We start from the raw sequence: 12,313 nt of genomic DNA, 5'->3' as shown, positions 1-12,313 counted from the left end.
AGGTAGTTTAGAGCATGAGCCTCAATTATCTTGAATTTGAGCTTCCGATCGCAGAATTAGAAGCAAAAATCAATGAATTACAAAACGTAAGCCGCTCTGGCAGTCTTGATCTCAGCCTTGAAGAAGAGATCAGCCGCCTCAAGGAAAAAAGCGTAGAGCAAACGAAAAAGATCTTCGACAACCTGGGTGCCTGGCAGGTATCTCAGCTGGCGCGTCATCCGCTTCGTCCATATACTCGCGATTATATCGAGCGTATTTTCACTGAATTTGATGAGTTTGCGGGTGATCGCACCTTCGCAAACGATCCGGCCATTCTGGGCGGTGTAGCACGTCTGGATGATAAGCCAGTGATGATTATCGGTCAGCAGAAAGGCCGTGATACCGCTGAAAAAATCAAACGCAACTTCGGTATGCCTAAGCCAGAAGGTTATCGTAAAGCATTACGCCTGATGGAAATGGCTGAGCGTTTTAAAATGCCAATCATCACCTTCATCGACACGCCGGGCGCTTACCCGGGCGTTGGCGCTGAAGAGCGTGGTCAGAGTGAAGCAATCGCACGTAACCTGAAAGTGATGGCTGCGCTGAAAGTACCAACCATTTGTACTGTCATTGGTGAAGGTGGTTCAGGCGGTGCACTGGCCATTGGTGTGGGTGACCGCGTTAACATGCTGCAATACAGCACTTACTCAGTTATCTCGCCGGAAGGCTGCGCGTCTATCCTGTGGAAGAGCGCTGAAAAAGCCCCATTAGCGGCAGAAGCTATGGGTGTTTCGGCAACGCGCGTGAAAGAGCTGGACCTGATCAATACTATTATTGACGAGCCTATGGGCGGCGCACATCGTAACTATGATACGATGGCGAAAAACCTTAAGGCGCAGCTTAAGCGTGACCTGGGTGAGCTGGAAGCGCTCAGCACAGAAGAAATGCTGGAACAACGCTACCAGCGCCTGATGTCATTTGGTTACTGCTAAACCAGAGCGACACAGCTACACCGAAAAAAGCCGCATCGCGGCTTTTTTTGTGCCTGCGAAATCGGGATAATACTGCCTAAGTACCTACAATGTCCGTGATTATGACTCAGACTCCGCTTTATAAACGTTTTTCTGCCAGCTTAGACGCCTTATTGGCAAACGAGGTAGCACGTGAAGAAACGCATACGGTAACGCATACGGCACCACGTGGCCTCACCGTCGCGCTTTCGGGTGGTGTCGATTCAATGGTACTGCTGCACTTGTGTCACCATTATGTGCAATTCCATCCTCATCTGGCCCTGCAGGCGATTTATGTTGACCATGGTTTGTCGCCTAATTCTTTGCAGTGGCAGGCCTTTTGTCAGACACAGTGTGATGCACTGGCGGTTGAGTTTACCCCCGTCTCCGTCAAGGTCTTGGCACAAAGCCGCCAAAGTCTGGAGGCTCAGGCCCGCGCAGCCCGGTATGACGCGCTGGACAAACGGGCGCATCAGGGAAATGCGCTGGTGCTGGGTCAGCATGGTGACGATCAGGTTGAAACCTTTTTACTGCGTCTGAAACGGGGCTCAGGTTTGCAGGGGCTTGGTGCCATGCACGCGCACAGTATGCTGCCATCTGGGCGCGTCTGTTTAAGGCCTTTGTTGTCATCAGAGCGTGCCGACATAGAGGCGTATGCGCAAACATTTGGCATTGACCATATCGAAGACGAATCAAATCTCAGTGACAAGTTTGATCGCAATTTCTTGCGTAATCAGGTACTGCCTTTGCTAAAATCCCGTTTTTCGGGATTTATTCCCAGCGTTATGCGCACCGTTGAGTTGTTGCAGGGGCAGCAGGCCTTACTGGACGAAATCACCCAGGCCGATCTGGCGCAATGTCGCAGTGAGCTGAGTTTATCTGTCAGCCGCCTTGCACAGTTTGCCCCATTACGGCAAAAAAATCTGGTGCGGGCCTGGTTGGCGGAGCAGGGTGTCCAGATGCCGTCGCAGAAACAACTTGATCAGATCCTGAGCCAGGCACTTAACGCACGGGCTGACGCACAAATGACCGTTTCGTTGTCTGGCGGGCAGGTCCGGCGCTTCAGAGAGCAGTTGCATTGGGTGACCGAACAGCCGCCGCGACAGGTACTGTGTAATGTTGGCCTGAAAAAGGTGGCGCTGGATGACAATACAACCTTAAGTGTGATTGAAGGTCAGGGAGTTCGTCACCCGACTGCAGATGAGCAGGTGTCAGTGCGGTTTAATTGCCTGAATGAAAAAGTTAAACCGCCCGGGCGCAGTGGCCGTAATACGCTTAAACATTGGCTCAAAGACTATGATGTGCCCACCTGGGAGCGCAATCGCGTGCCTTTGATTTATTATAACGACGAGCTGGTGCAGGTCGTTGGGTTTTTCGTCAATGAGGCGTATGCATCGTCTCAGGGACTTAGCTGGAAGTTAGAAGATGCAAGAAACACAAAAAATCGGTGAATCGCTGGCAAATAAGGCCATCTGGGCAGTACTGGGTTGTGGTGCCTTGTTTTTTATTTTGGTGATGAACGGTGGTTTGAACATTGGTAATGTTGCGCTCAGTCTGAGTGTCGGCGCGCTCAGTGCTGCATTGCTGCTGGCGTACTGGCACGGCAAAGGTGGCAGCTTTTTTATCTTTGGTCTGGGTGCGCCCATGCTGGCAATCATTTTCAGTGATCTGCCAAACTTTTTATCACTTGCCTGGGTGATCAACAGCTTCTTTTGCGGCTTCTCTGTATTGTTATTGCTGTATAAATGGGTTTTGCTGCGTAAATAAAATTACCCGCAATACACGCCAAATGTCAGGTGGAGAAATCCTTTTACTAACCTTGTGAGGTGGTTTTTGACATCGTTAGTAAGGTAATTGATCCCCTGAAGCAGGAGAGGATAAAGGCCATATTGCGTTAGGGGACGCAATATGGCGAGGTTGTCTGGATTAGATTGTACGGGCGCAGTTTCGACCGGCGTCCTTGGCGCGATACAGGCCTTTATCTGCCCGCGAGAAAATTTCATTAGGGCAATCCTTGCTGGTTGCCAGTGTAAAGCCGATACTGGTGGTCACGTCATGATTCTTCATAATCGTACAGGTTCTGACGGACGCCATAATGCGCTCTGCAATTACCTTATTGGTGGTAAACGCCGGGTCGTCTATCAATATCGCGAACTCATCGCCACCAAAGCGGAAGACCGTATCGGTCGCACGTACCGAAGACTCCAGAATGCGGGCAAATTCAATCAACACATTGTCGCCCATTTTGTGGCCATAGAGGTCGTTAACTTGTTTAAAGTTATCGAGATCCAGTAGCATCAGGCTAAAATTGCTGTGATGACGGCGGCTGCGCTCCAGCTTTTTGGCCAGAAACTCATTAAACTGGCTACGGTTCGACAGGCCAGTCAGTGAGTCTTTGGTTGCCAGTTTTAGCACCCTTTGATACATCAGCGCATTTCTCAGCGGATACAATAAACAAGTGTGCAGCTGTATAAGCCGGGCCTGCAATGCTTCGCTGAGACGATATTTACTGAAGTACACAATCTGACCCAGATGCTGGCTGTTTAACTCCAGATCAAAGGTATACGGGCTGAGCTGATTGTTGCTCTGCTGCATCTGAAACACCCCTTCGCTGGAGTGAAACTGTAATCCGGCCAGGTTGATAATACGCTTGATGTAACCTGCAAAGATGTCGAGCAGCCCGTTAACATCCAGCGTTGTTTGTAATTTTTCAGTCAAACTCATCGGGTTTTCGGGGACGTGCGACATTTGCATTTGCGCATTAAACGGCAAAAAATCCCCGCGCGTCGGCGCCCGTTGAGTCAAAATATGGACATTTTCCATCTAGTATTCCCCTAAAGTACAACATTCGAACTGTTCTAAGCGAGTTTCATGCCAAAAATTTAAACTGGCTGAAAAACAGCTGCTTGCTATATTTAATAGTGAATAAAAATTGCTCAACACTATTTTATTGACGCTTGGGAGGCGGTTTGCAGCAAAATTTTGCCGGGTTTTTAGGTGAGGATGTCACCAGTACGCTAGTTGCCGCCCTGGAAGGTCAGTTTGCCGGGTTGATAGCCTTATTACTCTGCGCCGTAGTGTTGGTGTGGTCATTTAAGCGGGTTGGGCTGCCGCCTATCCTGGCTTATCTGCTAACCGGCCTGCTGGCTGGCAGCTATGGTTTTGGCTGGATCAGCAACAGTCACGAGATCCAGCTGATTGCCGAATTGGGCATCGTTTTTTTACTGTTCAGTCTTGGTCTGGAATTCTCTATTCCTAAATTAATGGCTATGCGCAGCGTGGTTTTTGGTCTGGGTAGCTTGCAGGTGCTGGTCACCACTGTGGTGTTGGCGGTGATATTAAAGTACCTGGGGTTTAACTGGATAGAGGCACTGATCATCGCCAGCTTAATTGCGCTGTCTTCAACGGCTGTGGTGGTTAAAGAGCTTAAAGAACGGGGAATACTGAATATTCGTCGGGGCCAGCTGGCGGTGGGGGTGTTACTGTTCCAGGACATTGCCGTGGTACCTTTGCTGATCACCATTCCTTTATTAAGTCAGTCTGATAACCAGGTGCTGGTGGGTGCCCTGATCCTGGCACTCGCCAAAGGCGCATTCGTGTGTATGCTGTTATGGGCCATCGGCAAATGGGTCTTACCCAAAGTATTTAATGAAGTGGCCATGGCACGCACCGATGAGCTATTCGTACTGACCACCTTAGTGGTGGCGCTGTGTGCGGGTGCACTGACTTATGCATTTGGCTTGTCTATGGCGTTAGGGGCATTTCTGGCGGGAATGATGCTGGGCGAAAGCCAGTTCAGGCACCAGCTGGAAGCCGAGATCCGGCCATTTCGCGATATTTTGATGGGGCTGTTTTTTGTCACCGTTGGCACGCAACTGGATGTGTCTTACGTGATCCAGTCCTTTATTTATATCGTGCTGGTGCTGGCGCTGCTCATTGTTCTTAAACTGGCCATTATTTTCCTGTTGGCACAATTGATGGGAGAGCGTCGCAAAGACGCTTTTGCAGCCGGGATCTTACTATGGCAGATGGGTGAGTTCGGTTTTGTATTGGTTGCTCTGGCCGGCAAGCACCAATTGCTCAGTGCAGAAGTGGCGTCGTTCCTGATAGCGTTGGGGGTGTTGTCTATGGCGTTAACCCCGTATTTGATCAGCGAAACAGACAGGCTCATTAAGTTGCTACGCATAGACAGCGAAGGTCGGCCAGAACCACACGAACAGGGTTTTATTACCTCCAGTAAAATTAAAAATCATGTGGTCATCTTTGGCTATGCCCGCGTCGGCCAGACCATAGCCCGCTTTTTGCGCCCTGAAGCCATTCCTTATATTGCCGTGGAGCGTAATCCGGCCATTGTTCAGGAGGCACTGACCGCCGGGGAGCCTGTGGTGTTTGGTGATCCGACCCAGCACGAAGTGCTTAAGTCGGCCAATGTCAGTGAGGCGCGTCTGGTAATTGTGTCATTAAATGACTTTGATAAAGCGCAGGCGGTGATAGATGCGGTTAAACGCTTTGCGCCCGAGGTCAAAATTCTGGTCAGAATGAAGGACGATACCCATCTTGAGGCGCTCAAAGAACTAGGAGCCACTGAGGTGGTGCCAGAGTCACTGGAGGCCAGTTTGATGATGGTATCGCATGTATTGTATATGTCTGGCGTACCCATGCGGCGGATCCTCAAACGGGTAAGCATTGAAAGGCAAAATCGCTACGAATATCTGCACGGCTTTTTCACCGGGGACAGCCAGGAAATGAAAGAGTACTCGGGGGCTGAAGGATCAAGTTACAGTTCAGACCGGCTTGAATACCTGCACGCCATAGCCTTGCCGGACGAGGCCTTTGCGGTGGACAAATCAATCGCTGAGCTGGATCTGGCACGGCATAAGGTGGTGGTGAAAGCGCTGCGGCGCAACGGTGAAGAAATTTCTATGCCCGATGAAGAGATCACCCTGTGTGCCAGCGATGTATTGCTGCTCAAAGGCAAGCCGCGCCGGGTAGAACGCGCGGAGCAATTTTTGTTAGATGGCCTGCCATAACGCAGGCCCACAGTTAATCCAGCTCCAGAAATGCCCGAATCTCATCCAGTCGGGCCAGTCCATCCTGATAACCATACTCGATCAGCTCCCGGGTATAGGCTTTTTCGAACAACAGATAACTGGTTAAACTCGACGGAGAATGCCGTTTAACCCCGATGGAGCGCAATAAGAGCTTAATGGCCAGCGGCAGTTCATCGTAATAATGCAGCGCCAGTTCATTGAAATTATGCGTGGGGTTAACCACCAGAGTCTGGATGTGTTTAAGCTCTTTGTGCTTGTCTCTGGCCGGCAGTAATCCCACGGTGCGGTTAACCCGCTCCATGCGCTCCAGATCTGACTGTAACGTATCGCTGAACACGCTATCGAGCAAATGACCCGCAACCACGGACATGCCGGGAAAGTGTGGCTCATAGCCAATGGGCGTGGGGATCTTGGGTTGCTCAACACCAATGACAAAAATTTTCTCGGCGCCCAGGTGGATTGAAGGACTTAGTGGTGACAGCTGGTGGATAGAGCCATCGCCGTAATAATGGTGACGAACTCGCACACTGGGAAATACCATGGGAATGGCACTGGAGGCCATCAGGTGGTCCAGCGTAATGTGGTCGGGCACACCAATGCGCTTGGCACGTTGCCAGGGGCGTGCATCTTTCGCCTGATAAAATGCCACCGAGCGGCCGGTTGAGTAGCTGGATACCGTCACCGACAGCGCATCCAGGTAGCCACGCTGAATGTGGCGGTCGATACGGGACAGGTCGAGTACATCATTCAGCAGCTGACGTAGCGGCGTGTTGTCCAGCAGGCTCGCGGGAGGCTGGTTGATATATTCAGCCTGAAAGCTGCGCATCATATTACCCAGAATATGACCGAATGCTCCCACAAAGCCGCTCTCGTAGACCATATCGGTATGAAAGTTCTTCCAGATTGACTCAATTTTGCGTATCGCCAGATGCATATTCGAGGCGTAGCAGGCCAGGCCTGCGGAATTAATGGCGCCCGCCGATGTACCATTAATAATGCGAAAGGGCAGCGGGGCGGTTCTGGGCAGGCTGTGTGCCAGCGCTTTCAACACCCCAATCTGGTAGGCTGCACGGGCCCCGCCACCGGTTAGCAGCAGTGCCGAACGAGGACATGAACGCGAACTGTGATGCTTACTCATATGCTTCCTTAACCGCTTACTAGGTTTGGGTTGATTTGAGAATTATTTGCCAGCCTGCACTGGCTGGATATTGTTACTATAACGATTTGTTTAACTTAGTAAAATAGCAATACATCGCGGCTTGTGACCAAATTCATAGGCGATTCATATTGAGTCCATATGCTCACTAAGCACGAATTGGTATTGCACCTTGTCACGGATGCGATATCTTTTAATGGATACTCACCAATATTGGATGCATTTGTGAGTATACGCGTTTAAAGAGACTAAAAATGCCATAGGTTGCAGCTGCAAAGGTCGTAATAACGGCCAGCAATAAGCTATAATCTTTTGTATATTATAGATTATTTTTGTTGTCTTACTATGCGGTGATACGCCTTGATGGCATTTTAATCACCGTATGTGCAACTTATTCGTTTAGAAAAATTAATGGAGCTTCCATGTCAGAGCACAACTCAGCAGAACCAAGGAAAAGCAAGCCGTCTAACAGCCACTTATTGCTTGCCGTGAGCGTGGTTATAGCCCTCGTTATCGTGGCCATATTTGTGCTTTCAAACCGGGATAATCAGCAGGAAAACACCAAATTTAAACAGGATGTCGTCGTACCGGAGAAAACCCCGACGGAAGTGGTTAATACCGCCCGTCCGGAGCCTGTGCAGGAAGTCGAAGAGACCATTGAACCCGCGCCGGTTGTTGAGCCTGAACCTATGCCTGAACCCGAGCCAGAGCCGCTGCCACAGCGTGAGCCTGAGCAACCTGTTGTTGCACCGCTGCCATCACTGGACGACAGTGACGTGGCCCTGAGCGAGCAAATTTCGAATTACCTGAACGATACCGCAATGGATTTAGTGGTAACCGAAGACATGATCCGCCGCAGCGTGGTGTTTGTCGATAACCTGGCACAGGGTAAAGTGGCTAAAAAGCACTTCCCGGTCAGCAAGCCCAAAGACAGCTTTATGGTTATTGAAGATGACATCATCATCACCGATCCAAACAGCTTCGAACGTTACACGCCTTATGTGAATATGCTTAATGCCATGAGTACTGCGCAACTGGTGCGTACGTACAACAAATTCAGACCCTTGATAGGGGAAGCCTATGAAGAAATAGGCTACGACAGCGGCGAATTCGACCTGACGTTACAAGAAGCGCTGGGAGAGCTGCTGGAAACCCCAATCCCGGAAACCAGCCTGCCGCTGCTACAAGAGTCTGTGACCTACAAATATGCCTATGCAGAATGGGAGCAATTATCCGATGCGCAAAAACTTTTCCTGCGCATGGGCCCGGAAAACATGAAAAAGATGAAGAAACGTCTGCAAGACCTAAAAGTCGCGCTGGCAAAGTAAGCTAAAACCGAAGAAAAAAACCAACCAAAACAGCAAAGCTCGTCTAATTGTATATTCACTATGCAGTTAGCCGGGCTTTTTAACATTTCCCCTTGCAACCAGACGCGAAACTCGCGATAATCCCTCCCGCGCCAAACAAGGCCCTCAATGGTAGTCTTATTGGTCCTCTCGCAACGATAGTTCGTGAACCTGGTCAGGTCCGGAAGGAAGCAGCCACAGCGAATGACTCGTGTGCCGGGATGTGGCTGGTAAGACTGCCACCCAAACTCCAAAGTTTGCGGTGTCAGAATTCACTTCATAAAATTCATATATCATCCAGATTACAATTCGGATTTTTAATACGATACTCAATCATTCTCTAAATAATTTAATCCTGTATACCATCTGGTAAGGTTTTACATCGAATCAATCGGTGAACATCTTATTGCGAATGGCAATTGTGCGGTTAGCATCTAGACTAAACAAGCTCTGCGCGATTTAGTGTCTAGAAGCCCCGGAATGATTGCTTTCAAGCTGTGCTAGCGATATTCCGTTAGTAGGAGGCATTGTAGCTATGCATACGCTTTGAATTCACTTATGGGAAAACTACAACAATAGGTGTGTAAAACTCAGCCTGATTTTAGCTAAGTGACAATTAGATTAATCAAGCGCTGGAAATCGCAGTTAAATCGATAAGCAATTACCTAGATCAACAGTCCGACTCTTAATAAGTGGAAAAATAAAGAAGAGGATGAGATGCTACTTTGAGAATGTTAATACTCAATTATGTTGCCAAGCTCAAGTCCTGACCTTGAAGTACCTAACCTTTTGGAATAAGGAGAGAAGTATTATGGTTCGCCTGGAAGAACTCAAGCCATCTAGCAAGCAGCGCGTTTACGATATATTAAACGCGCTTAAATTTGATATGGCCGACTGGACGGAATCACTTGCCGATAAAGAACGTAGTCCCTCATCAAACCCTAAGTATTGCTATAATTGGTCGTTTGTTCGCGATGATAAAAAAGTGATCGTACTCTTTTTATGGTACGAAGAAATGGAAACTCTCCATGGTAGGATTTATCAAGAACACAGCTTTAGACAATATGCAGAAGAGCAAGAAAAGGGTAGAAAGAAACGGTCGCTTGAAATTGATTATGCAATAAGGCTGGCATATGAGACGAAGTTACTCCTTAACGTTGTAATATGTCAAAGAAGTGCAAATACCAATGGGGTTCTTAAAAGAGAACTAGACAACGAGAAGTGGTCTGTTACCGGTTATGATCAAGATACAGGGGCTTGTATTATAGAAAGAGGTTTTAACAAGTCTGATGAACGATATTTCGATCAATTTGAAGTAGATGGTATTGCCGAAAAAACACACAAAACTGAAAGGCATAGTTTTGAATATACCAGATCAAGCGTTATAAGAAGAAAGGTATTGCTAAGAGCCAAAGGGAAGTGTGAGGTTTGTTCATTAGATGGTTTTACCACCAAAAGTGGTGATAAATACCTAGAGACACATCATATTGTACCTTTAAGTGAAGGCGGTGATGATTCCTATGAAAATGTGATTGCGTTATGTCCTAATGATCATCGAAAAGCTCACTTCGGATTAGACTCTTCATTAACGAAGGAAAACTTAATCAAAAAAGTGAAGTCCAAAATTGCTGGTGGTTAAACCAAAGTATTGTATAAAAGGATAGTGCTCTGCATTCAGCCTTAATGGTGCTGGTTAGTTAGGGCACTTTAATCGAAGGTAGTATACTTCGAATGAGCTTAAGTGAAGGCAACGACATTATTTTAAAACATGATACTGTAATAAAAACTGTGTAACTGCCTGTTATTAATACTATATTGGTACAGGCTGCCCTCAATGCTGAACTGGGTGAGCATTTGAGTTATCGAAAAATGGTAAACCGACTTCTCTAAACAGCCGAAATGGCTACTCCAATAAAGCCATTGTTACTGAAGTTGGCGCTATTGATGTAGAGATTCGAGGGTCCGCCTCAGCACCTTTGAGCCTTAGCCGGTGAAGAAACAACAAACCGGTTTTACCAGCGTCCACTTCCACTCTAGTGTCTCAGCTTATGGGAAGTGGACACTTTATTTCAGTCATTCATCAGCTGTTAACTACTAACTGACTGTGAAAAAGTCCTGGATTTTAGAGACTAACCAAGGGTTCCGAGCCCAACCTATCTGAAGTACACATCTTAGTAGAAACCTCACCAGTAGCCGCTTTCACATTGCTTTTCGCAGGTTTTGAACTAGCTTTTAGTAATCAAAAGGTATGAGCTTACAGAAAATATGGTAGGGACATTTCACAGCCCTGAGTTAGAAATCGTCATGGATACGGTCCTGGACGGATTCATCATCATTGACGAACAGGGTGTTATTCAGAGTTTTAACAAAGCGGCCGTTAAAATTTTTGGCTACGAACCTGCTGAGGTGAGGGGCCAAAACGTCAAAATGCTAATGCCTGCCCCGTATCAGGATGAACATGACCAGTATCTGGTTAATTATCGCGAGACTGGGCAGCCAAAGATCATTGGTACTGGCCGGGAAATCATCGCACAGCGTAAAGATGGGAGTTGCTTTCCCATGGAGCTTGCCGTCAACGAAATGAAGCTTGAGGGCCGTCGACTGTTTTTGGGGACCATTCGCGATATCTCAGAAAGGAAAAGCGCAGAGCAATCGATCCGTTACTACTTAGAGTACATTGAGACCATGATGAATACGGTGTTAGATGGGTTAATAACGATTGACTCTGAAGGCACCATTCACAGTTTTAACCTAGCAGCAGAAACTATTTTTGGTTATTCCAAATCCCAGGTGGTTGGCCAGAATGTTCGAATGCTGATGCCAGAGCCGTATCAGTCAGAGCACGATGCTTACTTGCATCACTACCATCAAACGGGAGAAAAAAAGATCATCGGCCTGGGCCGCGAGATCAAAGCACTGAAGCGTGATGGCACTGTGTTTCCGATGGAGCTGGGCGTGAACGAAATGGTAGTGCAAGGAAAAAAGATGTTTGTGGGCACCATCCGCGATATTTCTGAACGTAAAGCGGCTGAGCGTGAGATCCAAGAGTATATCAGTAAACTAAAAATCAGTAACCAGGAATTAGATCAGTTTGCCTATATTGCTTCTCATGACCTGAAAGAGCCGCTTCGTGGACTGGCGAATAATGCCATGTTTTTGCAGGAAGATTATGAGGAAACACTCGGCGACGATGGTAAAAAGCGCTTAGGGCGCATTCGATTTTTGTGTGGGCGTATGGAGCAGCTCGTTGACAGTTTGCTTTATTACTCTCGCCTGGGCAGGCAAGAGTTAGCGATTGAAGTCACAGATCTGAACACACTCGTTGCGAAAGTTAAAGAGCTCACCGTGCCCGAAGAAATCGGCGAGCATGTTGTGTTGTCGTTACCTGCCGAGTTGCCTCAAATCACCTGTGATGTACCCAGAGTCACTGAGCTTTTTCGTAACCTCATTTCAAATGCAATTAAATATAACCACAGTGAAGTAAAGCATATTGAAGTGGGAGCAACTCAGGCTATTAATCCGCTAACAGGTACTTTCGAGCCCCTGATTTTTTACGTGAAGGATAACGGAATAGGGATTGAATCTCGTTTTTTTGAAGACATATTTCGTATTTTCAAGCGCTTAAATGAGGAAGATGACTCAGTAAGAGGCACAGGGGTTGGCCTGACGTATGTTAAAAAAATTGTGGAGCGGCACAACGGTCATGTGTGGCTTGAGTCTACCCCGGGTAGCGGCTCTTGCTTTTACTTTACATTAAAACTGGAGCGCTAG

General features: G+C 47.8%; 9 protein-coding genes and 1 other RNA gene. 8 read left to right on the top strand and 2 right to left on the bottom strand.

Translation table 11 applies throughout. From position 1 onward, the window contains the following. Positions 1–14: 14 nt before the first annotated feature. The 3 genes from accA (at position 15) to PRUB_RS10085 (ending at position 2,756) form a co-directional block, all read left to right on the top strand. Positions 15–971, top strand: coding sequence for an acetyl-CoA carboxylase carboxyl transferase subunit alpha (gene accA / locus PRUB_RS10095; protein WP_010385769.1), 957 nt, complete (start codon positions 15–17; stop codon positions 969–971). A gap of 89 nt (positions 972–1,060) precedes the next feature. Further along, positions 1,061–2,440 (top strand): tRNA lysidine(34) synthetase TilS, encoded by a 1,380-nt coding sequence (gene tilS, locus PRUB_RS10090; RefSeq protein WP_010385771.1) that lies wholly within the window; start codon positions 1,061–1,063, stop codon positions 2,438–2,440. After that, positions 2,415–2,756, top strand: coding sequence for a hypothetical protein (locus PRUB_RS10085; protein WP_010385772.1), 342 nt, complete (start codon positions 2,415–2,417; stop codon positions 2,754–2,756). Before tilS ends, PRUB_RS10085 begins: the two co-directional genes overlap by 26 nt. A 159-nt stretch (positions 2,757–2,915) precedes the next feature. Here PRUB_RS10085 and PRUB_RS10080 read toward each other — a convergent pair whose 3' ends face one another. After that, positions 2,916–3,812, bottom strand: a complete 897-nt coding sequence (locus PRUB_RS10080) for a GGDEF domain-containing protein (protein ID WP_010385773.1) — start codon at positions 3,810–3,812, stop codon at positions 2,916–2,918. A 206-nt stretch (positions 3,813–4,018) separates the two neighbouring features. Here PRUB_RS10080 and PRUB_RS10075 point away from each other — a divergent pair, with 206 nt between their 5' ends. After that, positions 4,019–6,019 carry a monovalent cation:proton antiporter family protein gene (locus PRUB_RS10075; protein ID WP_040644791.1) on the top strand — a complete coding sequence of 667 codons (2,001 nt, stop codon included), beginning with the start codon at positions 4,019–4,021 and terminating at the stop codon, positions 6,017–6,019. Positions 6,020–6,032: 13 nt separating this feature from the next. Here the strand turns inward: PRUB_RS10075 and PRUB_RS10070 are convergent, their stop codons facing one another. After that, on the bottom strand, positions 6,033–7,178 hold the full coding sequence (locus PRUB_RS10070; protein ID WP_010385775.1) for a patatin-like phospholipase family protein: 1,146 nt from the start codon (positions 7,176–7,178) through the stop codon (positions 6,033–6,035). 440 nt (positions 7,179–7,618) lie between these two features. Here PRUB_RS10070 and PRUB_RS10065 point away from each other — a divergent pair, with 440 nt between their 5' ends. The 4 genes from PRUB_RS10065 (at position 7,619) to PRUB_RS10050 (ending at position 12,313) form a co-directional block, all read left to right on the top strand. Further along, a complete protein-coding gene (locus PRUB_RS10065; protein WP_010385776.1) occupies positions 7,619–8,524 on the top strand; it encodes a DUF3014 domain-containing protein in 906 nt (301 codons plus the stop codon). Between the two features lie 157 nt (positions 8,525–8,681). After that, positions 8,682–8,778: signal recognition particle sRNA small type (gene ffs / locus PRUB_RS10060), an RNA gene on the top strand. Positions 8,779–9,353: 575 nt separating this feature from the next. Beyond that, positions 9,354–10,181, top strand: a complete 828-nt coding sequence (locus tag PRUB_RS10055) for an HNH endonuclease (protein ID WP_010385777.1) — start codon at positions 9,354–9,356, stop codon at positions 10,179–10,181. A 626-nt stretch (positions 10,182–10,807) separates the two neighbouring features. Beyond that, on the top strand, positions 10,808–12,313 hold the full coding sequence (locus tag PRUB_RS10050) for a PAS domain-containing sensor histidine kinase (RefSeq protein WP_010385778.1): 1,506 nt from the start codon (positions 10,808–10,810) through the stop codon (positions 12,311–12,313).

The sequence above is a fragment of the Pseudoalteromonas rubra genome (genome assembly GCF_000238295.3).
GTDB classification, from domain to species: Bacteria; Pseudomonadota; Gammaproteobacteria; order Enterobacterales; family Alteromonadaceae; genus Pseudoalteromonas; species Pseudoalteromonas rubra.
The sequence above is the reverse complement of the archived record's forward strand: the minus strand, read 5'-3'. Positions and strand labels throughout refer to the sequence as shown.

Bases quoted from the DNA above. Each gene is read 5' to 3' on its own strand.
- tilS (WP_010385771.1), top strand. From the start codon at position 1,061: ATGTCCGTGATTATGACTCAGACTCCGCTTTATAAACGTTTTTCTGCC.
- PRUB_RS10080 (WP_010385773.1), bottom strand. From the start codon at position 3,812: ATGGAAAATGTCCATATTTTGACTCAACGGGCGCCGACGCGCGGGGAT.
- PRUB_RS10065 (WP_010385776.1), top strand. From the start codon at position 7,619: ATGTCAGAGCACAACTCAGCAGAACCAAGGAAAAGCAAGCCGTCTAAC.
- PRUB_RS10055 (WP_010385777.1), top strand. From the start codon at position 9,354: ATGGTTCGCCTGGAAGAACTCAAGCCATCTAGCAAGCAGCGCGTTTAC.
- PRUB_RS10050 (WP_010385778.1), top strand. From the start codon at position 10,808: ATGGTAGGGACATTTCACAGCCCTGAGTTAGAAATCGTCATGGATACG.
- accA (WP_010385769.1), top strand. From the start codon at position 15: ATGAGCCTCAATTATCTTGAATTTGAGCTTCCGATCGCAGAATTAGAA.
- PRUB_RS10085 (WP_010385772.1), top strand. From the start codon at position 2,415: ATGCAAGAAACACAAAAAATCGGTGAATCGCTGGCAAATAAGGCCATC.
- PRUB_RS10070 (WP_010385775.1), bottom strand. From the start codon at position 7,178: ATGAGTAAGCATCACAGTTCGCGTTCATGTCCTCGTTCGGCACTGCTG.